General features: G+C 58.2%; 25 protein-coding genes and 1 pseudogene. 15 read left to right on the top strand and 11 right to left on the bottom strand.

Annotation, left to right across the window (positions count from 1 at the left end):
• Positions 1-59 precede the first annotated feature (59 nt).
• Together AC2FEB_RS08465 and AC2FEB_RS08460 are read right to left on the bottom strand one after the other, a co-directional pair.
• A complete protein-coding gene (locus AC2FEB_RS08465; RefSeq protein WP_117869819.1) occupies positions 60-689 on the bottom strand; it encodes a glutathione S-transferase in 630 nt (209 codons plus the stop codon).
• Positions 690-707: 18 nt separating this feature from the next.
• Positions 708-1,205: a class I SAM-dependent methyltransferase gene (locus tag AC2FEB_RS08460; RefSeq protein ID WP_496883996.1), complete on the bottom strand. Its 498-nt coding sequence runs from the start codon at positions 1,203-1,205 to the stop codon at positions 708-710.
• 233 nt (positions 1,206-1,438) lie between these two features.
• Here AC2FEB_RS08460 and AC2FEB_RS08455 point away from each other — a divergent pair, with 233 nt between their 5' ends.
• Genes AC2FEB_RS08455 through AC2FEB_RS08435 form a run of 5 tightly spaced genes read left to right on the top strand, consistent with a single transcriptional unit; the run spans position 1,439 to position 8,663 of the window.
• A complete protein-coding gene (locus tag AC2FEB_RS08455) occupies positions 1,439-3,211 on the top strand; it encodes an ABC transporter ATP-binding protein (RefSeq protein ID WP_496676744.1) in 1,773 nt (590 codons plus the stop codon).
• Positions 3,204-5,117, top strand: coding sequence for an ABC transporter substrate-binding protein (locus AC2FEB_RS08450; protein WP_496676746.1), 1,914 nt, complete (start codon positions 3,204-3,206; stop codon positions 5,115-5,117). Before AC2FEB_RS08455 ends, AC2FEB_RS08450 begins: the two co-directional genes overlap by 8 nt.
• A 14-nt stretch (positions 5,118-5,131) precedes the next feature.
• Complete coding sequence (locus tag AC2FEB_RS08445; RefSeq protein ID WP_496676748.1) at positions 5,132-6,160, top strand: ABC transporter permease; 1,029 nt, start codon at positions 5,132-5,134, stop codon at positions 6,158-6,160.
• Positions 6,157-7,311, top strand: a complete 1,155-nt coding sequence (locus tag AC2FEB_RS08440) for an ABC transporter permease (RefSeq protein WP_117869823.1) — start codon at positions 6,157-6,159, stop codon at positions 7,309-7,311. The genes AC2FEB_RS08445 and AC2FEB_RS08440 overlap by 4 nt, the downstream gene beginning before the upstream one ends.
• Positions 7,308-8,663 carry a CoA transferase gene (locus tag AC2FEB_RS08435; protein ID WP_496676751.1) on the top strand — a complete coding sequence of 452 codons (1,356 nt, stop codon included), beginning with the start codon at positions 7,308-7,310 and terminating at the stop codon, positions 8,661-8,663. Before AC2FEB_RS08440 ends, AC2FEB_RS08435 begins: the two co-directional genes overlap by 4 nt.
• 86 nt (positions 8,664-8,749) lie before the next feature.
• On the opposite strand, the gene AC2FEB_RS08430 is transcribed toward AC2FEB_RS08435, so the two are convergent.
• Positions 8,750-11,131, bottom strand: coding sequence for a mechanosensitive ion channel domain-containing protein (locus AC2FEB_RS08430; RefSeq protein WP_299898415.1), 2,382 nt, complete (start codon positions 11,129-11,131; stop codon positions 8,750-8,752).
• A gap of 390 nt (positions 11,132-11,521) precedes the next feature.
• Here AC2FEB_RS08430 and AC2FEB_RS08425 point away from each other — a divergent pair, with 390 nt between their 5' ends.
• The 7 genes from AC2FEB_RS08425 to AC2FEB_RS08395 are packed head-to-tail and all read left to right on the top strand — an operon-like array spanning position 11,522 to position 18,015.
• Positions 11,522-12,736: a glycosyltransferase family protein gene (locus AC2FEB_RS08425; protein WP_205511816.1), complete on the top strand. Its 1,215-nt coding sequence runs from the start codon at positions 11,522-11,524 to the stop codon at positions 12,734-12,736.
• Positions 12,733-13,980: a glycosyltransferase family 4 protein gene (locus AC2FEB_RS08420; RefSeq protein ID WP_117869825.1), complete on the top strand. Its 1,248-nt coding sequence runs from the start codon at positions 12,733-12,735 to the stop codon at positions 13,978-13,980. Before AC2FEB_RS08425 ends, AC2FEB_RS08420 begins: the two co-directional genes overlap by 4 nt.
• Positions 13,980-15,056 (top strand): glycosyltransferase family 4 protein, encoded by a 1,077-nt coding sequence (locus AC2FEB_RS08415; RefSeq protein WP_117869826.1) that lies wholly within the window; start codon positions 13,980-13,982, stop codon positions 15,054-15,056. The genes AC2FEB_RS08420 and AC2FEB_RS08415 overlap by 1 nt, the downstream gene beginning before the upstream one ends.
• The gene (locus tag AC2FEB_RS08410) at positions 15,053-15,637 is read left to right on the top strand and encodes a histidine phosphatase family protein (protein ID WP_117869827.1); all 585 of its coding nucleotides are present in this window, start codon (positions 15,053-15,055) and stop codon (positions 15,635-15,637) included. Before AC2FEB_RS08415 ends, AC2FEB_RS08410 begins: the two co-directional genes overlap by 4 nt.
• Positions 15,634-16,776, top strand: a complete 1,143-nt coding sequence (locus AC2FEB_RS08405) for a glycosyltransferase family protein (RefSeq protein WP_496676757.1) — start codon at positions 15,634-15,636, stop codon at positions 16,774-16,776. Before AC2FEB_RS08410 ends, AC2FEB_RS08405 begins: the two co-directional genes overlap by 4 nt.
• Positions 16,773-17,528 (top strand): polysaccharide deacetylase family protein, encoded by a 756-nt coding sequence (locus tag AC2FEB_RS08400; RefSeq protein ID WP_496676760.1) that lies wholly within the window; start codon positions 16,773-16,775, stop codon positions 17,526-17,528. Before AC2FEB_RS08405 ends, AC2FEB_RS08400 begins: the two co-directional genes overlap by 4 nt.
• A gap of 10 nt (positions 17,529-17,538) precedes the next feature.
• Positions 17,539-18,015, top strand: coding sequence for a class I SAM-dependent methyltransferase (locus AC2FEB_RS08395; RefSeq protein ID WP_496676762.1), 477 nt, complete (start codon positions 17,539-17,541; stop codon positions 18,013-18,015).
• Here the strand turns inward: AC2FEB_RS08395 and AC2FEB_RS08390 are convergent, their stop codons facing one another.
• Entirely contained in the window at positions 18,016-19,158 is a 1,143-nt protein-coding gene (locus AC2FEB_RS08390; protein ID WP_496676764.1) for an alpha-D-ribose 1-methylphosphonate 5-triphosphate diphosphatase, read from the bottom strand.
• Between the two features lie 52 nt (positions 19,159-19,210).
• Between AC2FEB_RS08390 and AC2FEB_RS08385 the strand changes: the two genes are divergently transcribed.
• Positions 19,211-19,894, top strand: coding sequence for a DUF1045 domain-containing protein (locus AC2FEB_RS08385; RefSeq protein WP_496676767.1), 684 nt, complete (start codon positions 19,211-19,213; stop codon positions 19,892-19,894).
• On the opposite strand, the gene AC2FEB_RS08380 is transcribed toward AC2FEB_RS08385, so the two are convergent.
• From AC2FEB_RS08380 to phnG, 6 genes and pseudogenes are all read right to left on the bottom strand, one after another.
• A complete protein-coding gene (locus AC2FEB_RS08380; RefSeq protein WP_496676770.1) occupies positions 19,876-20,424 on the bottom strand; it encodes a ribose 1,5-bisphosphate phosphokinase PhnN in 549 nt (182 codons plus the stop codon). The two genes, AC2FEB_RS08385 and AC2FEB_RS08380, sit on opposite strands and share 19 nt — an antisense overlap.
• Positions 20,421-21,209: an alpha-D-ribose 1-methylphosphonate 5-phosphate C-P-lyase PhnJ gene (locus tag AC2FEB_RS08375; RefSeq protein WP_496676772.1), complete on the bottom strand. Its 789-nt coding sequence runs from the start codon at positions 21,207-21,209 to the stop codon at positions 20,421-20,423. Before AC2FEB_RS08375 ends, AC2FEB_RS08380 begins: the two co-directional genes overlap by 4 nt.
• Positions 21,206-21,802: an HAD family hydrolase gene (locus AC2FEB_RS08370; protein WP_496676775.1), complete on the bottom strand. Its 597-nt coding sequence runs from the start codon at positions 21,800-21,802 to the stop codon at positions 21,206-21,208. Before AC2FEB_RS08370 ends, AC2FEB_RS08375 begins: the two co-directional genes overlap by 4 nt.
• 106 nt (positions 21,803-21,908) lie before the next feature.
• Positions 21,909-22,181 (bottom strand): annotated as a pseudogene (locus tag AC2FEB_RS08365) (carbon-phosphorus lyase complex subunit PhnI); the annotation flags it as partial.
• Positions 22,182-22,184: 3 nt separating this feature from the next.
• Positions 22,185-22,721 carry a phosphonate C-P lyase system protein PhnH gene (gene phnH / locus AC2FEB_RS08360; protein ID WP_496676778.1) on the bottom strand — a complete coding sequence of 179 codons (537 nt, stop codon included), beginning with the start codon at positions 22,719-22,721 and terminating at the stop codon, positions 22,185-22,187.
• On the bottom strand, positions 22,721-23,179 hold the full coding sequence (gene phnG / locus AC2FEB_RS08355; RefSeq protein WP_496676780.1) for a phosphonate C-P lyase system protein PhnG: 459 nt from the start codon (positions 23,177-23,179) through the stop codon (positions 22,721-22,723). The genes phnH and phnG overlap by 1 nt, the downstream gene beginning before the upstream one ends.
• Before the next feature lie 153 nt (positions 23,180-23,332).
• On the opposite strand from phnG, the gene AC2FEB_RS08350 reads away from it, so the two are divergent.
• Both AC2FEB_RS08350 and rpe read left to right on the top strand, forming a co-directional pair.
• Entirely contained in the window at positions 23,333-23,686 is a 354-nt protein-coding gene (locus tag AC2FEB_RS08350; protein ID WP_496676782.1) for a hypothetical protein, read from the top strand.
• 12 nt (positions 23,687-23,698) lie between these two features.
• Positions 23,699-24,388, top strand: coding sequence for a ribulose-phosphate 3-epimerase (gene rpe / locus AC2FEB_RS08345; RefSeq protein WP_496676785.1), 690 nt, complete (start codon positions 23,699-23,701; stop codon positions 24,386-24,388).
• Between the two features lie 1,054 nt (positions 24,389-25,442).
• Here rpe and AC2FEB_RS08340 read toward each other — a convergent pair.
• Positions 25,443-25,515, bottom strand: a 73-nt coding sequence (locus tag AC2FEB_RS08340; RefSeq protein ID WP_296514147.1) for an EF-Tu C-terminal domain-related protein, incomplete at its 5' end; no start/stop codon positions are given.

Raw genomic sequence — 25,515 nt, 5'->3', positions numbered from 1 at the left:
CTGTCTAGACATTTCTGTACAGTGCTGATCACAGCGAAACCCGGCACGGCTTGGCAAGTTTACAGGCTTGCGCTTGGACGAGATTGGATAGCCTGAAACCACGCCAGGGTGGCAGCGTTGTCTTCCGGGATACGCATCTTGATGACACGGGCGAAATCGACAAAAACGAAAACCGAGATATCCGCTAAAGAAAATACGTCACCGGCCACAAACGGGCTTTCCTTCAGACGCGACTCCAGCATTTCAAAGAATGATGCCACACGCTCGCGCCCGCGCTGCGCAAGTTCGGGTATCTGCGCATGGTTGTAGGGGCCCGGAATGGCGCGATCCTTGAAGGCCGGATGACCGTTGCGCAAAGCCTCGGCAATCGGCGCCCCTCCCTGCTGTTCGACAATCGCGTTCCACATCAGGACCAGACCTTTTTCCTCGGGGGTTCGGCCCATCAAAGGCGGTTCGGGACACTGTGCTTCCAGAAAAGCCGCAATGCCCAGGTTTTCTGTCAGAGCGGTTCCGTCATCCGTTACCAGAACTGGGATCGTGGCCCGTGGGTTCACAGCGCGAAAAGTTGCGCTCAATTGTTCGCCATTCGCAATCGAGATATCACGTGTTTCGATATCCAACCCTTTTTCGGCAATGAACATGCGCGCGCGGCGCGGGCTCGGAGCAGTAGAGCAGTCGTAAAAAATCAAGCCATTACCCCTTTTCGGTCAGCGGCGATAGATGAAACAGCGTCCTTCAACGGCACCTTCGGGCAATGGCATCTCGGTCAGCCCTTCGAAATACATCCGATCACTTGAGACCATCAACCCGCCCGGAGCAAGCAAAGGCTCGATGAGAGGAGATACGAACCGCGCAAACTTGTCGTTCTTTTCGCGATTGTGCCCGCCAAGATCCGCGTGGATCAGGCTGGCTGAAGCGCCGAACCGTTCAACCGATGCTGGCAGGGTGTCCCGCACATCGCCCAGAATCACGCGATCTTCGGGCGGGGTAGAGTCAGGGTGCGAGGCCACCGCGCGTTCGAACACATAGACCGGGCGGCCATCCATGTGCTGCACAAGATGGTGATATGTACGCCCGTTGCCCAAACCCAATTCGAACACCGGACCTGTCCTGCCTTCAGTGTGTTTGATTGCGTGATCCAGACAAGCACGCTGTGACACCATGCGATCGATGAACAGATCCAGACGGCTTTGATTCTCGGACACTGGAAAATATCTCCTTGATACAACTCGAGAGCATAAATGCGCCCAACACCGCCCTTGATGACAAAATCTCAAGACTTTGTGTAGCGATGAAGCCCTTAGTTTCACGATTTCGCGACATTTCGGCCCAAGAACGGGTTTGACTAGACGGGCGGAACCGCGCGACACTGAACGAAAAATCACGGGGAGTTGAAGTAACCGATGTCATCGAACGGTCAAACGGGTGGAAAACCCGCATGAGCGCGTTGTTGTCCGTAAGAGACCTTAGCATCGGCTTTGGGACGGGCAATTCCGTGGTCACGAATGTGAACTTCGATGTCGAAGCCGGACAAACCCTGGCCTTGGTCGGTGAATCGGGATCGGGGAAAACGATCACGTGCCGCGCAGTCTTACGCATTCTGCCCCGTACGGCGCAGATCCGGAACGGCACGATTACACTGAACGATTCCAAGGGCATGTGCGAACTCACGACAGTGTCTGAGCGTGAGTTGCGCAACATCCGCGGCAATCGGGTTTCGATGATCTTTCAGGAGCCCATGCGATCACTGTCCCCGCTACACAAGATCGGCAATCAGGTCAGCGAGGTTTTATGGTTGCATCGCGGGCTGTCCGAGTCCGCGGCACGCAAGAAGGTCCTGACGCAGTTCGAACGCGTCGGTTTCCCAGATCCGCAACGGGCCTATGACTCGTACCCTTTCGAGTTGTCAGGTGGCATGCGCCAACGTGCCATGATCGCCATGGCCATGGTATCCAAACCGGAATTGCTGATCGCGGATGAGCCAACCACTGCTCTGGACGTGACCACCCAGGCGCAGGTTCTTGGCCTGATCAAGGAATTGCAGCGCGAAACCGGCATGGCGCTCATTCTGGTGACCCACGATCTGGGCGTAGTTGCCAACATGGCCGAGCAGGTCGTCGTGATGCACAAAGGTCGCGTCATGGAGGCTGGCCCCGCCGCACCGATCCTGACTGCGCCCGCACACCCATATACAAAGCAGCTTTTTGATGCGGCCCCGGAAATACCGGATCAGGATGCGGTGGGTATACCGATGCCCGACACGGATCTGATCCTTCAGATGAAGGATGTGTCCAAGACCTACACCATGCGGTCCAGCAAAGGATGGCAGTCCGATAAGGCAATCTATGCCTGCCGCGGTGTCGACCTGAAACTGGCGCGCGGCAAGACTTTGGCAATTGTCGGTGAAAGCGGATCGGGAAAGACAACGGCGGCCCGCATCGCGTTGGGGGCTGAATTGCCCGACCTTGGTGGTGAAGTCCTGTTTCGTAGTGCCCCCGATGCCGACCCGATCACGGTGCACAATATGACCCGAGCCCAGCGCACAGCGTTTCAGCGCAAGGCACAGATGGTATTTCAGGACCCTTACAGTTCGCTCAGCCCCCGGATGCGAATACAGGACGCCATGACCGAACCGCTGGAAATCCACCGCATCGGCACAACAGCCGAACAGCGCGACAAAGCCGCCGAGATGTTGCAGCGCGTCGGCCTGACGGGTGATATGCTCAAACGCTACCCACACGCGTTTTCCGGCGGGCAGCGACAGCGCCTTTCCGTGGCCCGCGCCATGATGCTGGACCCACAATTGATCGTGTGCGACGAACCCACCTCGGCATTGGATGTATCTGTTCAGGAACAAATCCTGACCTTGCTGGAAAACCTGCAAGACAGCCTGAACCTGTCCTACCTGTTCATCTCACATGATCTGGCCGTCGTCGCACGGATCGCTGACGAAGTTGCTGTCATGCGGCGGGGTCTGATCGTCGAACAGGCACCGCCTGAAACTCTTTTCTACAATCCGCGCCATCCATACACCAAGGCGCTGATTGCCGCTCAACCCGAACCCGACATCAATCGCCCGATTGACCTTCAATTGGTATCTCTGGGCGCCGGCGCGCCGGACAGTTGGGATGAAGCCTTTCGTTTCTCGGACACCGTGATACCTTCACTGGTGGAATTGGAACCGGGCCATAAGGTACGTTGCCATGTTTAAGACCACTCGCCCTCTGATGCTGGCTGTTATGCTGGCTTTTTCAGGGACGCTGCCCGCCGCAGCAGAAGCCATCCCGACACCTCAGGAAAGCGCCTTCTGGAGCGCCGAGGTTGAAAGCGGCAATCTTCCGCCGGTGCAGGAACGTTTACCCAAGGACCCCTTGATTGTGGATCTGACCGCAAAAGGAAGAGAATTCGGAACGCCGGGCGGCACTCTGCGTACCATGGTCACGCGATCCAAAGATATAAGACAGATGGTTGTCTATGGGTATGCAAGGTTGGCCGGGTACAACCAAGACTATGAAATTGTACCCGACCTGCTGGCCTCGTTTGAAAACGAGGGCAATCGCAAGTTCACCCTGAAACTCCGCGAAGGGCACAAGTGGTCGGACGGCTCACCTTTTACCTCGGAAGACTTCCGCTATTGGTGGGAAGACGTCGCCAATAACGAGTTGCTCAGCCCGTCAGGCCCACCCGATTTTCTGATCGTCGAAGGCAAAGCCCCCACGGTCACGTTTCCTGATGAAACCACTGTGATCTTCGAATGGAACGACCCCAATCCGGACTTCCTGCAGTCTTTGGCACAGGCGCGACCGCCCTTTATTTATCGACCGTCCGCCTTTCTGAAACAGTATCATGAGAAATACGCGGACGCAGAAGAGCTTGCCTTTCAGGTTGAAGATGCCCGGGTCAAAAGCTGGGCAGCGCTGCACAACAAGCTGGATAACCTTTACAAGTTCGACAACCATGAACTTCCCACGTTGCAACCTTGGTTGAACGCCAGTTCGGGCAAGAAGATCCGCCACAACTTCGTGCGCAACCCATATTATCACCGCATCGATAGCAAAGGGGTGCAACTTCCCTATATTGACGTGGTCGAAATGGAAATTGTCGCGTCCGGTCTTGTTGCCGCCAAGACCAACGCCGGTGAAAGCGATCTGCAAGGCCGTGGTCTTGCCTTCCGAGACGCGTCGATCCTCAAGAAAGGCGAAGCACAGGGCGGATATAAAACGCTGTTGTGGAAAACTGGCGTAGCCTCGCAGATCGCGATCTATCCGAACCTCAACTTCGCCGATGACGTCTGGCGCAATGTATTGCGGGACGTTCGCGTGCGGCGGGCCTTGTCGCTGGCCATCGACCGGCAATCTATCAATCAGGCCCTTTACTTTAAACTCGCACATCCTGCTGCGATGTCAGTTCTTCCCGCCTCGCCATTTTACAATGAAGAGAATGCCGCGGCATGGGCGCAATACGATATCGATCAGGCCAATGCGCTTTTGGATGAGGCCGGTCTGGATCAGCGCGACAAGAACGGCGTCCGCCTGTTGCCGGACGGCCGCCCGATGGAGCTGGTGATCGAAACCGCAGGTGAGCGGCAAGAGGTTGAAAACGCCCTTCAGATCGTAACCGACACCTGGCGCGAAATTGGGGTCAAACTGGTCATGCGCCCGCTGGACCGGGACATCCTGCGCAACCGGGTTTTCGCAGGAAACTCGATGGCGTCAGTCTGGTTCGGCTGGGATGACGGCATCCCGCAGGCGCATACATCGCCAGCGTATCTGGCCCCGACAGATCAGGTATTCCTGGCCTGGCCAAAATGGGGGCAGTACTATCAGACCGGTGGCGAAGCGGGTGAGGCCCCCGACATGCCAGAGGCCGAACGCCTGATGGAGTTGGCACATGAATGGCAAATTTCCACGACCGATGAAGCACGTGAAGCCGTCTGGACCGAGATGCTTAGCATCCACGCGGATCAACTCTATGCCATTGGCATTCTGAACGGAGCCCCTCAGCCTATTGTCGTGTCAAACCGCCTGCGCAACGTGCCGGAACAGGCTATGTGGGCCTGGGAACCCGGTGCACATTTCGGCATTCACCGCCCGGACGAGTTCTTTTTCGCCGACTGAGCAGGAGCAGCTAAATGATCATGCTGCGCTACGTGGTGTATCGCTTTTTCACGATGCTGCTGACTTTGTTGGTGGTCTCGGTTCTGGTTTTCGTAATCATCAACCTTCCGCCCGGCGACTATCTCAGCAACCAGATCGCGGAACTTCAGGCCTCGGGCCAGTCGGCAGGTGTCGCAAAGGCAGAGTTCCTGCGCGCTGAATACGCGCTGGATCGCCCCATGTGGGAACAATACCTGATCTGGATAGGTTTCTGGCCCGGACCGCACGGGTTTTCCGGTTTGATCCAGGGCAATTATGGCTGGTCTTTTGAATTCGACCGCCCCGTTTCTGAAATCGTCGGTGACACGCTTTGGTTGACGGTTGTGGTCAATCTGGCTGCTATCCTGTTTGTCTATGCCGTGGCACTACCACTGGGCGTTATCGCCGCTGCGCGGTCCCGAACATGGATCGACTACACCTCGGCCTTCGTGGGGTATCTGGGCCTGGCAACGCCGAACTTTTTGCTGGCGCTGATCCTGTTCTACTACGGCCACCAGTATTTCAACCTGCCAATCGGGGGGTTGATGGATCCAAGTTTCGAAGGCCAGCCGATGAGTTGGGAGAAATTGAAATCCATCCTCATCCACCTGATCGTACCGACCTTTGTCATCGGCACTTCAGGCGCATCGGCGATGATGCAGCGTCTGCGCGCGAATATGCTGGACGAATTGGGCAAGCCCTATGTGGAAACCGCCATCGCGAAAGGCATGGCCCCGTCTCGGATGCTCACCAAATATCCGCTGCGAGTGGCCTTCAACCCCTTTGTCGCAGATATCGGCAACCTGCTGCCGTCGATGGTTTCCGGCTCTGTTCTGGTCTCGGTCGTTCTGGGCCTTCAGACCATTGGCCCGACCCTGCTGACAGCCCTGAAGACGCAGGATCAGTTTCTGTCAGCATTCATCCTGATGTTCGTCGCCCTGCTGACCCTGATCGGCACGATGATCTCGGATATCCTGCTGGTGATGCTGGATCCGCGCATTCGGTACGAGGGGCGTGAAGCATGACTGATCGTCCTGACAACCGCTACGTCGATGACGCGCCGTTTGATCCGCAGGCCTCGGTTCAGCAACTGGAACGCGCCGATCTGGATGCCCCCAACTGGGTGCTGGTCTGGCGCAAGTTCAGAACCCATAAGCTGGGCCTGATCTCGGGTATCTTCCTGCTGCTATGCTACCTTATGCTGCCCTTTGCGGGTTTCATCGCGCCCTATGGCCCGAACGACCGCAACGGAGAGCACCTGTACGCGCCGCCACAATCGGTAAACTGGTTCCATGAGGGCGAATTTATCGGCCCCCACGTTTACCCGATCGTAGCCGAAGCGGACCTTGAGACCTTCCAATGGAAGTTTGTCCCGGACACAGAAGATCCGCGCCCGATCAGGTTCTTCTGCGAAAGCTCGGAGTACAAGCTGGCCGGATTGATCCCGTCAGACACACACCTGTTCTGTGCCCCACAGGGGGCTACGCTGTTCCTGTGGGGATCCGACCGGTTGGGCCGAGATATCTTCAGCCGTATTCTTTACGGCGCGCAGCTGTCTCTCACGGTAGGTCTGATCGGTATCTCGGTGTCGTTCTTTCTTGGCATCCTTTTCGGTTCGATGGCCGGTTATTTCGGCGGGCGTATCGACTGGACCATCAACCGGGTTATTGAAATCCTGCGTTCGCTGCCGGAACTGCCGTTGTGGCTGGCCCTTTCAGCCGCCGTGCCCTCGAACTGGAGCCCGGTCGCAGTGTTCTTTATCATTTCGATCATCCTTGGCATCCTCGACTGGCCAGGTCTGGCGCGCTCGGTCCGCGCGAAATTCCTGTCGTTGCGCGAGGAAGAGTATGTGCGTGCGGCTGAAATGATGGGGGCAAGCTCTGGCCGGGTGATCCGCAAACACCTGCTGCCAAACTTCATGTCGCATCTGATCGCATCGGCTACATTGTCGATCCCGGCTATGATCCTGGGTGAAACCGCGCTCAGTTTTCTGGGTCTCGGCCTGCGTGCACCTGCCGTCAGTTGGGGAGTGATGCTGAATGACGCGCAGAACCTCGCTTCGATCGAGATCTACCCGTGGACGGCTATCCCGATGTTGCCGATCATCGTCATTGTGCTGGCGTTCAACTTCCTCGGCGACGGGCTGCGCGACAGTCTCGACCCCTATCAGCAATGAGCCTTCTGGCCACTCTTCCCGCTGTTGACAGCTATCACAGGCTTGGAGGAGGCGCTTTGCCAAGCGTCTTCGCCGTTTCCGAACTGGCCACCGCTGGCTTTGCAGCTGTGGGACGGGAAATGGCCCGGTTGATCCAGGCTCTCAACCTATCTCCGAAGACACCTGAGGTCACAATTGATCACCGGCTGGCATCTATGTGGTTCGGCTATTCCTTCAAACCAGACGGTTGGGACGTGCCCAGTTTGTGGGACGCGGTCGCGGGCGATTACAAAGCCGCGGATGGCTGGATCCGGTTGCACACAAACCTGCCCCGTCATCGCTCTGCTGCTTTGAGGGTCCTCGGCACCCAGCCCGAGCGCGAAGCGGTAGCAAAAGCTGTCAGGTCCTGGGCAATTTCGGAACTGGAAACAGCAGTTGTCGCCGAAGGTGGCGTGGCGGCTGCCATGCGCAGCCGGACCGAGTGGCTTGACCACCCGCAGGGCCGCGCCGTGTCGCGTGACCCCTTGATTGGCTGGCAAGGGCCACGTTATGTCAAGCTGCGCGACAGACCTCAGGCCACCGCTGGTCGGCCTCTGGCAGGGTTGCGGGTGCTTGATCTGACTCGTGTTCTGGCCGGTCCGGTTTCAACGCGAACACTGGCCGGTTTCGGGGCCGAGGTTTTGCGCATCGACCCACCTGACTGGGATGAACCGGGGGTGATCCCGGACATCTCGCTGGGGAAACACTGCGCCTATCTTGACCTGAAATCGGAATCTGGTCTCGAACGTCTGCACGGGCTGTTGTCTCAGGCCGATGTGTTCGTACACGGGTATCGCCCCGGCGCGCTGGATGCTCTGGGATTGACACGGGCCAAACGTGACGAGCTGGCTCCGAACCGGATCGAAGTCACGCTGGATGCCTATGGTTGGCAAGGTCCATGGTCGACCCGACGCGGGTTTGACAGCCTTGTCCAGATGAGCGCGGGTATTGCTCATGCCGGGATGGGTTGGGCGGACGCGGACAAACCGACCCCGTTGCCGGTTCAGGCTCTGGACCACGCAACGGGCTACCTGATGGCTGCTGCTGTACTCTCCGCACTGGCCGAGGCCGCATCGGGCAATTCCATCATGCACGCGCATCTCTCTCTGGCGCGTACCGCCGAACTTCTGGCCGTGCTCGGAAAAGACGAAGCAGAATCCGCGCCCATCAGCCCGGCAACAACAGATTACAGCACGGCAACAGAGAATTCCGGCTGGGGTCCCGGCCATCGCCTCAAACCTGCGCTGAGGGTCGGCGAAGCGACGATGCGTTGGGATTTGCCTGCGTCGAAACTGGGCAATTCAAAACCTGTCTGGCCCTTCACCGCCAACTGACCGTCCGCCGCGCGGGACGCGCGGCCGGGCCCAACGCTTTGGGTGGCGTCTCGTCAGAGACGCAGTCCAAAGCGACGGGAGCGCCCCTAACGATCATCGCCGCCTGGCCCGATATCGTCCAGATAATCCTCATCAATCGCCGCCTGCGCCGCACCTGTCACGGCCTCACGTTGTTTAGGTGTCAGCTCTTCGGCCTCTTTGCCATCCGCCAACCTCACGGTGACTTCGCGATGCGCAAATTTGATGCCTTCCCGCGCGAACAGCTCGCGAATTTCCTGATAGACCCTCTTGCGTATCAGCCATTGATCGCCCGGTTTGGTCATAAACTTGACCCGGATGATCATCGCTGAATCCTGCATTTCGATCACACCCTGGGACTTCAGCGGCTGTATGAAATTTTCTCCGATCACAGGATCGCTCAGTAACTCCTGACCCAGCTTCTTGATCAGCTTGCGAACCTTTTCCACGTCAGTGTCATACGTCACGCGCAGCGGCAGTTTCATGATCACCCAGTCACGGGAATAGTTGGTCAGGACTTTGATTTCACCAAAAGGAATCGTGTTTAGCGCGCCAAGATGGTGACGCAGCTGGAAGGACCGGACCGAGATTTTCTCGACCGTTCCCTTGACGTCTCCGATATCGATGTACTCACCCTTCCGAAAGGCATCATCCATCAGGAAAAACGCCCCTGAAAAAATATCTCGCACCAGTGTTTGAGACCCGAAGCCAACGGCCAGACCAACCACGCCAGCACCTGCAAACAACGGGCTGACATTGATACCAAGTTCCATGAGAACGATCAGCATGATCGTCACGACGACAACGGCCAGAATAGCGCCGCGGAACAATGGCAGCAGTGTCGCCAGCCGGCTTTGGCCGCCTTCTCCGCCCTCATCGCCCAGTTCGGCCTCGGTGCCATCATCGACTTCCTCCGCTATCTTGCTGTCGATCCAGATGCGAAAGAAATGAAACAGAACGTAGCCGATGAAGATGATGACCATCACATCCAGCACGCGTGCAACCGGCAGGTCCTGGCTCCAGTCCGCCTCGGGATACCAAATCACCACAAGGGCATAGGCACCGATCACAAATGCCAGAATTCCAGCCACCCGACGCGCCAGATCTTCATAGGTCAGAAGATACTGTCTGCGCTGTTCTGCCTCGGGCGTTTCCACGGTCTCGAAATCCGCATCAGCGGCGGCGGTGACGGTTTCTTCGTTTATCTCGTTGATCTTGCGTGAACGGTCAAAATACCGCTCCAGCACGTAGTTCATCGCACCATAGGCGATAACAACGGACATGAAGATCATATAGCTGCTTGCGATCAGCGGCAGCGGCGTTGGGTTCTCCAGTGCAAGATCAACAGCCAAACGGAACCAGCTGAACACGACATAGACGATCAGTGCCGGCGCCCAGCCGAAGGATACGAACCGTAACAACCAGGACACCTGATCCGGCGCTCGTCCGCCACGGATTGCATTTGAAATGGCCCGGGCATTGAAAAGGATCATCAGAATATTGCCCAAAGCACCCAACATTGTCAGGCAGCCATAGACCATGGCGTAGACGTTATAATTCAGCCCGAAATCCGCAACCCAGGTCGAAAACAGAACAACCGTGATGTCATAGGTCGCGAGTGCAGAAGCCCAGAGATACAGCCGCTTGGCATCCCGGTCCGAGAACGGTGGCAGTCGATATTGGCTCAGGTAGGGTGACAAAACCATCCGCCACAGATCGGACACCGTGCGCGACAGGAAGAACGCCGTGAAGATCGCCGTGACCGTGAATTGGATCGAGATATCGTCTGCTTCGCCAAAAAACAGATACCCGACGATCAGCGCCATAAGCATCGCAAAAATCGTCGCTCCGATCCCCATCAGGAACCGGAACAGCAGGAAGGGCATCTTTTCGCGGTAGCCTTGCGGTTCATCCTTGATCCGCGCAACAACCCAGCGGCGCGCGATGCGTTTTCCATATATCTCGATAGACAGCCAGCGCCCCAACAACAGGAACAGGATGTTCCAGCCCAGAACTTCGACATAGGTCTGAATACGACCGTCCGGGCTGGTCTGACGCAGGACATACTTCACTTCGAACACCGAATACGGCAGCGCCTCAAGCCGTGATTGCATCGACTCACGGAATTTCGAGAACCGCTCCTGCGCCTTCATCAGCTGCGATCCGCCACCCATGGGATTGTTCGAATCGCTGGCCGCATCATCCGGGCCCGCATCCGCGCTGCCGGCTGTTGTCACAACCTGCCCAGCGCTGTCGATGACGATCACACTTGCCCCGGCTTCACTGGCCGCGCGAATTGCCTCCGCCAAATCACTTTCTTGCGTGGTTTCAGACGAACTGCCCGAGCTATACCCCGGAATCAACGACGACTGCGCTGAGACGCTGACCGGAAGTGCCAGAACAAAAGCCCACAAAGCCAGAGTTATTGCGGCCAGAAAGGTGTGTTTCATAGGGTTTTGCATCCAGCTTTTCCGATAGCGGCCAGACTACAGAAGGGTTTCAGGCAGTTCAAACACTCGGGTGTGACCTGCTCAACATCGTGATCCGGCGTGTTCTTGACGCACTGTTTGATCACGGATGTTTTCAATCTGGTGAAAATTGAATATGAACGAACAGAAGTTTAAGGCCCTGCCCCTTTGCCAGTTCACCTGCTCTTTTGTGATCCCTCTCAAGCCTTGGTGCGATATGTCGCGAAATCGCCGATATGCTGTTGCCAAATCGCAATGTTTGGAACATTTGCGGAAGAGCATTTCCTCCTTTGGCAAGCGTGGCTGGGAAATATACAGTAACGCTTGCAAACGCGCGGATTTCGAACCGGGATCAAGAAGACGGGCAACACTATGAGCCTTAGCAAAACCAAATCCAAACCGGACCGCGCGCCGCGTATCCTGTTTTACAGCCACGACACGTTCGGGCTGGGCCATCTTCGCCGGTCGCGGGCTTTGGCGGCTGCGATCACGCAGGCGGATCAAAGCGCGTCGGCACTGATCCTGACCGGCTCGCCTGTGGCCGGTCGGTTTACGTTTCCCCGCCGCGTCGATCACGTGCGCCTGCCCGGTGTGACCAAACGTGCTGACGGATCCTATGCTGCGCGCACAATCGGGATGGGCATCGAAGAAGTGACCGAATTGCGGTCGGGTCTGATTCAAACAGCAGTTCAGCAATTCGACCCCGATATTCTGATCGTCGACAAGGAACCGACAGGGTTCCGGGGGGAATTGCTTCCGACCCTGAAATACCTGCAACACAACTGCGGAACGAAACTGGTGCTTGGGTTGCGCGATGTTCTGGATGAACCCGAAGTGTTGGCCGCTGAATGGGCGCGCAAGGAAGCCATTGATGCGACCGAGCGGTTTTATCACGAAATCTGGGTTTACGGCTTGCAGTCGATTTATGACCCGACACAGGGGCTGCCCCTGAGCCCGGCGGCGCAGTCCCGCATTCACTGGACGGGGTATTTGCGCCGTGATCTAGGCCCAGTCGGCGGACCACCGGAACAACCCTATATCCTGATCACGCCCGGCGGTGGCGGCGATGGCAAGGCGATGGTCAACCTCGTTCTGTCTGCATACGAAAAAGATCCGGATCTGTCACCGCGCGCGGTTCTGGTCTACGGTCCCTTCCTGTCTGGCGAGTTGCGAGAGGATTTCGAAACGCGCGTCGCGGCTCTGAACGGTCGTGTCACTGCTGTTGGCTTCGAATCCCAAATCGAAACACTTTTTGCAGGCGCCAAAGGCGTCGTCTGCATGGGTGGCTACAACACGTTCTGCGAGGTTCTGTCCTTCGACAAACGCGCGGTCATCGTCCCGCGCACCACGCCCCGGCTGGAACAGTGGATTCGGGCTTCGCGTGCAGAAGGGTTGGGCCTCGTGCGGATGCTGGATGAAAACCGGGATGGCCTGACACCGGATTCGATGATCCGTGCCATTCGGGAACTGCCGCATCAATCCCTGCCGTCCCAAACCATCCAGAGCGGATTGCTGGACGGGCTGAACTATGTCACGGACCGCATCGAGAGCATGCTGACCTGGGAACAGGAACGAGCCACCGGATGACCTCAGATTCCCCTACTCTGGCGGTTGTGGTCAAAGGCTGGCCACGACTGTCTGAAACGTTCATCGCGCAGGAACTTGTCGCCTTGCAGGATGCCGGACATCATTTTGACATCTGGTCTTTGCGGCACCCGACCGACACGAAACGCCACCCTCTGCATGACCGTTTCACAGGGCAGGTCCGATACCTGCCCGAGTATCTTCATGACGAACCCAAACGGGTCTGGGCGGCACGGACCCTGGCCCAAACGCTTCCCGGTTACGACAGGGCCTATCGGATCTGGCGTCAGGACTTGAAGCGCGACCCGACACCCAATCGCATCCGCCGGTTTGGGCAAGCCTGTGTTCTGGCCGCTGAATTGCCTGCCCAGACGCAAGGGTTGTACGCTCATTTCATGCACACGCCGTCGTCCGTTACCCGTTACGCCGCCATCATGCGCGAATTGCCGTGGAGTTTTTCGGCTCATGCCAAGGATATCTGGACGTCGCCGGATTGGGAAAAACGTGAAAAGCTGAAAGCCGCATCCTACGGGGCCACGTTTGGCGCCACCTGTACAGCCATCGGAGCGGATCATCTGCGCAGCCTGGCCGATGACCCCAAGCGCGTGGATTTGATCTATCACGGGTTGGACCTGTCTCGCTTTCCTGAACCGCCAACGCAAAGGCTGCGTGCTGCGGGCGGTCCTTTTCACATGATTTCCGTCGGGCGTCTTGTCGAGAAAAAAGGCTTCGATCGTCTGGTCGCGGCTTTTGCATTGCTGCCCGATGACCTGGATTGGCACTGGACCCATATCGGTGGTGGCGCATTGGGTGATGCTTTGCGGGCGATGGCGAACACAGCCGGCATCGCGAACCGGATCACCTGGAAAGGGGCCTGCGACCAGCCGGAGGTCATCGAAGCGATGCGTGATGCCGACCTGTTCGTTCTGCCCAGCCGCATCGCGAAGGACGGAGACCGCGACGGGTTGCCGAATGTGTTGATGGAGGCCGCGTCTCAGCTGTTGCCAATCCTGTCGACTCCGATCTCGGCGATCCCCGAGTTTATTGAAACCGGAACGCATGGGGTTTTGTCCGATGACGACCCATCGGCGCTGGCAGAAGCCATTGAAGGTTTGGCAACCGATCCGCAGCAGGCCGCAAGAATGGCACGTGCAGCCTATGATCGCCTGCAAGCCGAGTTTCGGATGGCCCCCGGCATCGCACGGCTGTCTGAACGCCTCAATTCCATGTGCATGGAAAACGCGTAATGGCGCGGGTCGCGTTTTATGCCCCGATGAAATCTCCTGACAGCCCGAAACCTTCGGGCGACCGTGAAATGGCCAGGAACCTGATGCAGGCGCTGACCGCAGAGGGTGATACGGTCGATCTGGCGACCGACTTGCGCATTTATGACAAAAGCGGCGACGAAGACTTGCAACATGCCCTGAGACGCGCGGCAGAGGATGAAGCGAAACGACTTATCTCTGACATGCCTTCAGATACTAGTCTTTGGGTGACCTACCACAATTATTACAAGGCACCTGACCTGCTGGGCCCTCGGGTTTGCAAGGCGCACGGCATTCCCTATGTGCAACTGGAAAGCACCCGCGCATCCAGCCGGTTAAGCGGGCCGTGGGCTGAATTTGCCAAGGCGGCGCATCAGGCCTGCGATGCAGCAGATGTGATCTTTTATCACACGGCCAACGACCTGATCACTTTGGAGCGGGATCGTTTTGGCGATCAGGCTTTGGTCGAATTGCCTCCGTTCCTGCCAATGGCCGAATTGCCCCCCGCCGCCATCGGCGGTGAACCCATGCTGACCGTCGGCATGATGCGGTACGGGGACAAGCTGGCGTCCTATCAGATATTGTCCGAGGCCCTGGCGCATTTGACAGGAGACTGGCACCTCAATATCGCGGGAGACGGCCCGGCGCGCAGGCAGGTTGAGACCCTGATGGCACCATTCGGACATCGGGTGAGTTTTCTGGGTCAGCTTGACCGGGAAGAATTGCAACGCGTCTATCAACAGTCGTCTCTGCTTGCCTGGCCCGGAGTAAATGAGGCTTACGGGATGATTTACCTTGAGGCGCAGGCCGCGGGATTGCCTGTCGTCGCTCAGGATCGGCCCGGCGTACGCGATGTTCTGTCCCCCGCGGCCTATCCGTCTGTCGCAAGCGGTGCCAAGGGATTTGCGGATGGCATGCAAGCTCTTCTTTCGGATTCCATGCTGCGCCACTCTCTCGCCGCTGCAGCACGCGACTACGTGGCAGAGCGCCACCTGATGCCACAGGCGACCGAGCGTTTGTGGGCAACCCTCCGACCTCTGCTGAAGGACGTATCATGACCCGGCTTGCATTGCTCCGCCATGGGCACACCCATTGGAACCGCGCGGGACGGATCCAGGGGCGCAGCGACATACCGCTGGACGATGACGCCCGAGCCGAACTGGCAGGCTATGGATTGCCGCAGGACTGGGCCAAAGCTGACATCTGGTCCAGCCCCCTGCACCGCGCCAGTGAGACGGCGCAAATCGTGACTGGTCGCGACCCGAACACCTCGGACGCGTTGACGGAGATGAACTGGGGCGATTGGGAAGGTCTGCGCGGAGTTGACCTGATCGCGGACACATCCAGCGGGTATCGTCATATCGAGAGTTGGAGCTGGGATTTCCGCCCACCAAACGGGGAAAGCCCGGCCGAGGTTCGCGACAGGCTTCACCCGTGGCTGTCCGAGTTGCAGCGGGATACCGTCGCGGTCTGCCATATCGGAATCATGCGGGTCATTCTGGCCCAGGCTTGGGGGTGGAATTTTGAAGGCCCTGCCCCCTTTAAGATCAAACGCAATCGGCTGTATATCGTCGACATGAATACCATGACCGCCGACGCCGACCCCGTTCGCCTGATCAAACGCGAGGCCCCGCAATGAAGGTGATGATCATCGTCACGCACCTGTTGGGCACCGGGCATCTCAGCCGGGCGCTGACATTGGGGCGGGCATTTCGGGATGATGGCCAAGACGTCATGGTCGTGACGGGTGGCATGCCCGCGCCGCAATTGGATAGCACCGGCATGACCCTGTTCGGCTTGCCGCCTCTCAGGTCAGAAGGAACCAACTTCACCCGTTTGCTGACCGAAAGCGGTGAAGAGGCTGACGCGGCCTATTACGCCGCGCGTGAGGCAACCTTGGTGCAGGCGGTCAAAAGCTTCCAGCCGCATATCCTGATCACCGAGCTTTACCCCTTTGGCCGCCGATCACTCTCGGCCGAGTTCGATGCGGCCCTGAATGCGGCGAGCGCCTTGCCTGAGCGTCCCGTCATTCTCGCGTCGATCCGAGACATTCTGGCTCCGCCCTCCAAACCCGCCAAGGCGGAGCGCGCGGATGAAATCGTGTCTCGGTATTATGACGGCATTCTGGTTCATTCGACCGAAAGCGTTACGCCACTGTCGGTCAGTTGGCCGGTGTCGGACCGACTGGCCAAGCGACTTCACTACACTGGCTTTGTGGCGCCCGCATTGCCCCAACCTCACCCCGACGCGGCGGGTCAGAATGAAATCCTGGTCAGCACTGGCGGCGGATCTGTTGGGCAACCGATCTTTCGCGCGGCCATCGAGGCCGCCCGAAAGATGCCCGACAGGCGCTGGCGCCTGCTGGTCGGTGGAACGGATGCACGGGCGCGGATCGCTGAATTGTCCCGGCTGGCTGCAGGTGCTTCAGTTGTTCTGGAACCTGTGCGGCCGGATTTTCGCCAGATGCTGCCCCTTGCAGCGGCGTCGGTCAGCATGTGCGGCTACAACACTGCCATGGATATCCTTCAAAGTGGTACCGCCGCCGTGTTTGTACCTTTCGACGACGGCAAAGAGGTAGAACAAGGGCTGCGCGGGCAGAGCCTGTCCGATCTTCCTGCAATCGAAGTTCTGGAAAGCAGAGCGTTGAGCGGGGCGACATTGGCTCAGGCGGTGGAGCGTGTCGTGGCCGACGGTCCCCGTGTACAACAGGATTTCGGTTTTGACGGAGCCATCCAATCCGTTCACATCGCCAAGCGCCTACTGGAGCAGCGTACATGAACCCCGACTGGCGCCCACTTGATGTCGAGTTAAACCATTGGCGTGCCGAAAGCTTGCCCTTGCCTCTGTGGTGGCGCGATGATGATGCCATTGCGCCAACATCGCAATTGGACCGCCTTTCCGAGCTGGCTGAAAAACTGGGCCTGCCCGTGCATCTGGCCGTTATCCCACGTGACGCGACGCCTGCGCTGGCGGAATATGTTGCCGGGCGCGCGTCTCTTATTCCGGTCGTACACGGGTGGGCACATACAAACCATGCGCCCAGCGGTGAGAAGAAGGCCGAGTTTCGGCTCGACCGACCGCTGGAGGTGATGGTGACGGATGCCCAGGCCGGGATGGCGCGTCTTCGGTCCCTGTTTGGTGACAATATGCGACAGATGTTCGTGCCCCCCTGGAATCGCATTGCGCCCGAGATGGCCAAACAGTTGCCAAAGCTGGGATACCGCAGCCTGTCCACCGCAACGCCCCGCAAATCACGTCTGGCCGCACCGGGGCTTGAACAGATCAACACCCATCTTGATCCGATCGACTGGCGCGGGTCGCGTGGCTTGATCTCACCCGACGCCCTGATCGCACAGATTGTTGGATTTCTGCGAGACCGACGCGAAGGCCATTCAGACAACACCGAGCCCTTGGGTATATTGACCCATCATCTGGTTCATGATCAGGGCATCTGGGCCTTTACCGAGGCCCTGCTGAGCAAATTGCTGAGCGGGCCCGCCACAGCCTGGGTCGCGCCAAAGAACGAATGAGGACATCACCATGAGCCGATTGGATTCCATGCTGCGCCGACTGACGGCCCAACGCGACGGACTGAACTGGGCAGCCGAGCGGATCAGCGGTCAGCCGGGCGACGTGCTGGACATGGGGTTGGGCAATGGCCGCACCTATGACCACCTGCGTGAAATCCTGCCAGAGCGCCGAATCTGGGTGATGGACCGTGTCCTGCAATGCCATCCGGACAGCACCCCCCCTGCCGAGGATTTCCTGCAGGGTGAAGCCGAACCAATGCTGCACAGGCTGGCAGCCGGCGGGCATAGGATCGCGCTGGCGCATTACGACTTCGGACGCGGCATCAAGCACCAGGACGTAGCCGAAGCAGAGCGGCTCAGCCCGCTGATCGAGAAAGTCATGCAGCCCGGAGGGTTGTTGATTTCAGGTCAACCCCTGGTCGGCTTTGCCCAGATCCAGGGGCCCAAGACAATCGCCCCGGACCGTTACCTGTTTTACACGGCCTGATTACGCCACGCGTCGACCACGCACCCAGACCGAACTCGGGACGGGTACATCCGCGCGCATCCGGAAGCGAATTACATCGGCGCGGGCGTCGGTGCGCAGTTCACCCCGTTCCTCCAACCCTGCCGCCTGAGCCGGGGCCAGCGTTACCGTCTTCATCCCGCGTGCCATGTCGCCCCAGATCTCGCCCAGCCTAACCGCCGACAACAACAAGGCCGACGGCACATAATCCGAAGACAGGATGTCCAGATACCCAAGCCGGGCCAGCTCGCAGGCCGCAACATTGCCAGAATGCGATCCCCCACGGATTATGTTCGGCGCACCCATCATGATCTGAATGTCGTATTCGTGGCAGGCGCGTGCCGCTTCGACGGTCGTGGGGAACTCGGCCAGACGGATGCCGTGACCTGCGGACACCTTCACCTGATCTTCCGTCGTGTCGTCATGGCTGGCCAATACTGCTCCGAAACGGCAGGCAGCCTTGACAGCTTCGACCTCGTGCAGATCGCCATTGCGATTTCGAAGCCCTTTCAGTTGCGTCACATGCTGAAAGTACATGTCATCGTCCATGGCATATTTGGCTTTCAGATAGGTTTCCAGCTTGTTCATATCTCGAAACTGACGCTGTCCGGGTGTGTGATCCATTATGGACACAATGCCAACCCTGTCTTCTGGTCCAAATTCGTTCAGCTCTTCAACCAGAGTTTCCGAACACACCTCGGCCCGCAAGTGCAGAAAGTGGCTGATCTTAAGCGCATCCTGTTCGCGCAGATCCCACAACTCCTGCGACAGGCCGCGGGCGTATTTCCCGTACCGCCGCGCGCCCGACGGGATCGATCCAACCCGCATGGCGTCAAACACTGTCGTGATCCCGGTGCTGGCCAATTCCGCATCATGCGCAAGAATTGCAGCGGCATGGGGCCAGTTCACCTGTGGACGCGGTTGAATGTGACGCTCAAGGTTGTCCGTGTGCAACTCGACAAGCCCGGGGCTGACATAATCGCCTTCGCAATCGATCGCGCCTGCAGGAACCCTGTTTCCAGTGTCGATTTCAGCGATGGTCTCACCCACAATCCGGACACTTCCGGTTACGGTTTCATGCGGCAATACAAGCGTGGCATTGGCAAGGATCAAGTCTTCTGTCATCTGAACTTCACGCATTTTGAGGTCGAGGCAGGCCACGCAAAAGGAGGCCGATATGACATTTACGCGATACGCGATCTATTTTGCGCCACCGGCGGGCGCGGAATGGACGAAATTTGCAACCAGCTGGCTGGGTTGGGACATGGAAGCGGGAAAGCAGGTTGCGCATCCTATTGTTGAAGGCATCGATGTTGCCGCTGTCACGGAAGTACCGCGCAAGTACGGGCTGCACGCGACCCTGAAACCGCCCTTCAGACTGCGCAACGACAAAACGTTCGAAGCCCTGCACGAGACTTGCGGTTCGCTCGCCTCCCGCCAACCGCCTGTGTCGCTGGATGGCCTTGAGATCGCCCGGTTTGGCCGCTTTCTCGCTCTGCATCCATTGGGTGACACCCAGGCGCTGAATGCGCTTGCTGCTGCCTGTGTTCGGGAACTGGACAAATTTCGTGCGCCCACCTCCGAGGCCGAATTGACCCGCCGCCGCGCCGCCGGGTTGACCCCAGAGCAAGACGCCAACCTGGTTCAGTGGGGCTATCCTTTCGTACTGGACGCGTTCCGCTTTCACATCACGCTGAGCGGCAAGCTGGACAAACCAACCCTGAGAACAACTCAGGACGTGTTGCAAACCCATCTGGCCCCATTGCTGCCGCGGCCCTTCCAGATCACGGATCTGGCCCTGACGGGCGAGGCTGAGGACGGGCGGTTTCACCTGATCCATCGCTACGCGCTCTCCGGTTGAAGGTGCGACAGGATTTCGGCAACCGTATCTTCCATCGCACCGGAATTGTCGATGTCCATGACCCGGTTCAGACCGTTGGGCAAAGACGTTTGGGCCCGGTCCAGGCGCCGCGTCTGTTCTGCCTTGCCTTCCCGCCCCCGTGCGGACAGGCGTTTGACCAGAACCTCGGCCTCCGCTGTCAGGGAAATCACGATCAGATCACCGAACACCTCCTGCGCCTGAATCAACACCGTTCGTGACAGGTTGACCAGAACGGCCTCGGCCACCTGCCGCTGCTGTGTGATCGTCTTCGGCACACCGTAATACAGCCCATGCGCACGCCAGTTCAAAGCAAAAGCACCATCCCATTCCATCCGCTGAAATGTCTCGACCGAGACCCGGTCGAAGTCTTCGCCCTCTTCGCCCTCGGGGCGGGTAATCACCCGGCGCACACGCTGAAACCCCGACGCTCGCGCCACCAACGCGTTCATTACGCTGTCTTTTCCGACACCCGAAGGACCGACGACAGCTATGACGGGGGCAAGCGTCATGCCGCTATCCCCGGCGTGAATTCCGAGACATCGGCCTCTCGGTCACAAACCCGCTCACGTGCGTCGAAATCCTGAAAAATCCCGACAATCGTCATACCCTTGTTCTTTGCCTCTTCGATCAGGAACAAAACGGCTTCGCGGTTCTGCGCATCCAGACTCGCCGTTGGTTCATCCAACAGCATCGCCGGATACTCGTGCGCAAAGCCTCGTGCAATGCTCACCCGCTGCTTTTCGCCTCCCGAGAAGGTCGTCGCGCTGAGGATCCACAGGCGTTCGGGAATATTCAGCCGTTTCAACAACCCGGATACTTTGCCCAGCGCAACTTGTCTGTCACAGCCAGCGGCCAGCAGGGGTTCTGCCACATCGTCCAGCAACGGCACCCGAGGCACGACCCGCAGGAACTGGCTGACATGGTCCAACGTGTCACGACGCAGAGAAAGGGTCTGGCGCAGCTTTGCCTCGGGGATGCGATGGCGGGTCTGGATGACGGTTGCCTTTTCCGTTTCTTCGGTGGCGGCGGCCCCCGCCGTGTTCTCAAAGAACTTGCGGATGGACACGGCGTTGGTCCTGCCGTCTGCGCCCTGATCGATCACCTTGAGCGTATCCTCGGGCGTGAGTGTCGCGGCTGAAACCTGTACGCCCCCGGCACCCCAGCCATAGGGCATCGGCATCTCGCGACTGGCAAACGGTACCTGACACCCCGGCATGGCCAGGCCTTTGAGGATCGCCCGCCGGATCATCCGCTTGGTTTGTTCGACCAGATAGGCGAAAGTGTATGCGCTCATAAGCAGCCTCTTTCGATGAGGGCATGTTCCAACGCGTGCGGCGAGGTGAAGTGGATCCCATCCATGCCAACCGCACGCGCTCCTTCGACATTGTGCAGCCCGTCATCGATGAAAATGCAGTTCTCAGGTGAAAGCCCGGCCCGCTTGCACAACAAATGGAAAATCTCTGGCCGGGGCTTCAACAGCTTCTCCTGCCCCGACACGACGGTAACGCCAAACACGTCGCCCAATTCGGGGTGTGCCCCAACGCCGACAGGCCAGGTTTCCGCTGACCAATTGGTGATCGCGTGAACCGGCAGGCCTTTCTCTTTCAGGCGGTAAAGCAGGCGCCAGCTTCCCTTGATCTTGTGTGGAACGGTTCTGGCATAACGCTCAACATAAACACTGAGGCGCTGCCGATCTTCCGCATTCTCCAGTTCAGCGGCCAGATCAGCGAACATCTCGCCCCCGTCGGCCCGCAGGTTGCGTTCGGGGAAATCGATGCGCGTCAGGAACTCTGCCACCGCCTCGCGGCTACCCATCTCGTCCAGCCATGCCAAATGCGGATCCCATTTGACCAGCACGTTTCCGATATCAAAAACGACGGTTTTCATTCTAGGGCCTCCTTCGAGGTGCGCTCATCGGCCTTTCGGCGCAGTTTGTGGACCAGTTCCAGCTCGGACTGGAAATCGACGTAATGCTGTAGCTTGGTTTGTTCTTGGAATACACCAAACGTGGCAATGTTGCGCGGTAAGCGCGGACGAGGAAGATCGCCTCGGTCAGATCGCCACGTGCCTGTTTGATCTCCAGCACAGCAAGGTTGGGATCGTACAAGGACCCTTCTGCCATCGCCCGATTCACCGCAAGGCTCAACTGTTCACGGATCTGTGCCAGGCTCAGTTCCGCCAGATCCGTCGCGCCACGGCGTTCTTCGGACAACCACGCATGGGCATTCTCGATGGTTTCTTCACGCCCTTTTACAGCAACATACATGGCTTAACCCTCCGACCTGATCTGCGTGCTACGCGGTAGGGCCGCGACCGCCTCACCGCAGGTTAAAAAGAAATCACACCTCAACGGATAGAGCAGCGCATTACCCTGAAGCGTCGCAGCATCCGGCAGAGAAAGCTGCGCAGTGTCCCGAATCCCCGGGCCGCTCAGAACCGCACCGTTCTGCTCCAGCCGCTTGCGTTCCACAATAAGCGTCGCGGAATGATCCGAACACTCCAGCGTTCCGATACGGTAGGCATCGAGCGGCCCCAATACATCCCACGTGCCAAGGGCAAAATCAGCCTTTTCCGCCGCCACCATCCGTGCACCCGTGTGAAAGGTCAGCCATTCGCCCACCGCGTCGGTGTCGGCTTCGCCCGCCAGATGAACGTTTGTCTCAGCGTCGCAAAGCGTCAGGATCAGCGTGCCAGCCGCTACGGACAAGGGCGCAGGTGGTTCACAGCCAGCCAGAGCGCGGATTGCATGTGCCACATCGACAGGAGCGTTTCGAGAGCCCCCTGAAAACCGCATTTGAACAGACATCAGTCTTCCCCCCGAACCTGCGTAAAAAACTCAACCTTGGTGGCCGCTGCCTCTGCGGCGCGCGCGGTTTTGTGCGCCTGCATTTGCTGTCGCAACGGGTCGCGCAACCGTGCCTGCAAGTCTCCAGCAGTTGCTGTCTGCACCGTCGCGTCAATCAACGCCGCAGCTTCTGCCTTGGATTTCGACCTGCCCTGAACATATCCGTGATAGACCGTACCATCCTGCAACACGACCGAGCAGCGCGTAACGGTCATTTCACCCAGGCTGAACAGAGCGCCGGAACCTCCGGTGCGGCCACGCACCATGACACCCCCCACCTCGGGTCCGCGCAGCCATTCGAAAATCGGGCAGTCCTGAATGTCGCCCCATAGTGTCATCAGGGTGGCGTCTGGCGCGCGCGCCAGCAGGCCCACCCATTCCTTCCGTGCCTTGATCTCGATTTCCGTCTGGTTTGTCATCAAAGCCTCTTGGCCAAGGTGTCTACCAGAAACACACAACTAGACAAATTTTGACCACCAGGTTGCCGAAACGCAATCTGGGACGGTAATCCCCCCGAAAATTAGGGGTGTCTGAAAGTAGAGTTTTCTCGAATGATGAAAGAGGAGATTCTGATGAAGAAATCGCAGTTCGGCGACGCGCAGATGCGGATTTTACGCGTCTCTTTCCGGATACGCCCGGGTGCTGTCCACAATGTCAAGGCGATCCGGAAAACCGATAGCGCGATGGATTTCGTCCATTGGGAAAAGCTTGAACCTGGCCGCATGCGGCGAAGAACGATTGAGCGCCCCGCGCAGGACGTTCGAGACCACGACAACTCGCGCCCGCAATCCTTGCCAACCGGCTGCTACAGGTGCCGTTCAACGGATGCGTTGCACCGCGGTGAAAGTTTTGTGCCGACACAGCGTTCGCGGGGGCTATCCATCCCACCGCCCCACGGGTATACGCATCCGCGACTCTTCAGCTGATACGAGGCCACCATGAGCTTTGACCGTACCATCAAGATCGCGCCGTCTATCCTGTCCGCCGACTTCGCCAATTTCGGACAGGAAATTCAGGCCATCGAAGCACAGGGCGCAGACTGGGTTCATGTGGACGTGATGGACGGCCATTTCGTTCCAAACCTGACCTTTGGCCCTCCAGCCGTGAAAGCTTTTCGCCCGCATGTGAAGACCGTCATGGATGTGCACCTGATGATCACGCCGGTTGATCCCTACATCCAGGCCTATGCCGATGCTGGCGCCGACATCCTGACCGCCCATGTCGAGGCTGGCCCCCACACCCATCGCACCTTGCAAGCCATTCGCGCCGCAGGAATGAAAGCTGGCGTCGCCCTGAACCCCGGCACGCCCGCCGAGACAGTTGAACACCTATTGGAACTGGCAGACCTGGTTTGCGTCATGACAGTGAACCCGGGCTTTGGCGGCCAGAAGTTCATCGACATGATCGACAAAGTCCGCAAGCTGCGTCAAATGATCGGAGACCGCCCGATCCATATCGAGATCGATGGCGGGGTCGACCCACTGACCGCCCCTCTGGTTGCCGCGGCAGGTGCTGATGTTCTGGTGGCAGGGTCAGCGGTGTTCAAGGGTGGGTCGGTGACCAATCCCGAAGTCTATGGCGAGAATATTAATGCGGTACGGGCTGCGGCTGAATCTGCTCAGCAGTGAAGCTTGTAGGCCAAAACGCGCAAGCCTATCCGGTCTGAATAAACAAGCGCACATGGCCAATCACGTTCGAAACCGACAAGGAGGGAACACCCTACTCTGGTGTTCCAGGTGAGAGCTCAAGCGACTTGCACGGATGTGAGAGGTTTGGTCAAGAAGGAACAGTATACTGTCGCAATGGCGGCTTTGAGCCCGAAGGAGCCGTTTAGAGCTGAGTCGATTGCGGGACGAAACGTCTAACCAAACCACCAAAATGCAGTCACGATATAGGAAGATTACAGCTACGAAGTTCGGTCATTGTAGATGAAAAGTTAGCGTTTTCAGAAGACAATTGCAGTCCAAAGTGAGTAGTCCGAACAGTATCGACCGGGAACTTTCCTGTCTTAGACGAACTTGCGTCCACTCGAAAAACGGAGTTGCCCAACGCTGACGTTTTGGATGAAATCTCGAACTCTTCGCCATCAGCGTTTCGATATGTATAGGTGCATTTTCCTGCAACACCGAAACAACTGTGAGGCTCAAAGCTCTCCCATTTATTCCCGGCCCAAACTCTACGCGTCATCAGCCCACTTTCGTTATAGTCAGTGGTGCTTATTCTTTCGCGCGAACCGACTTTATTGCGAGTAACGACCCTAAAAGCGCCATTCCGCTTACCAACGAAAGTGCTCACCCATTCGTTTCCATTAGAGTATTTCTCAGTCCAACTACATCCCTTGGGCATCTCCCAGAATCGTATTTCACCTGCTCTGATGCTTGTCCCTGTAGCGAAAAGTGCAAATATTGCAGTCAAGGTCGTGACTACAATGGGGGCAACCGTCACGATTGAATTCATTTGTTTCATCCCTATTTGCGGACTCATCTCTCAGACAGCACGGCAATCATGCCGACACATGCAACGCAGTGCAACGAAAGCAGTCTTAGCCAGTTGCCGCTTCGTCCCGCTAAGCGGTAGATCAAAAAAGGCCGCCCCTTTGTGGAGCGGCCTTCTTCAATTCAACGGTGTGGGCTCTCATTGCTCTTTCTGAGCAACTGCCGCCCACAAGTCGGCAAAGCCGCCTTACTCTACGATCTTCGACACAACGCCGGCGCCGACCGTGCGGCCGCCTTCGCGGATGGCGAAGCGCAGGCCC

The organism is Ruegeria sp. YTSC106, from assembly GCF_059609765.1.
The sequence above is the reverse complement of the archived record's forward strand: the minus strand, read 5'-3'. Positions and strand labels throughout refer to the sequence as shown.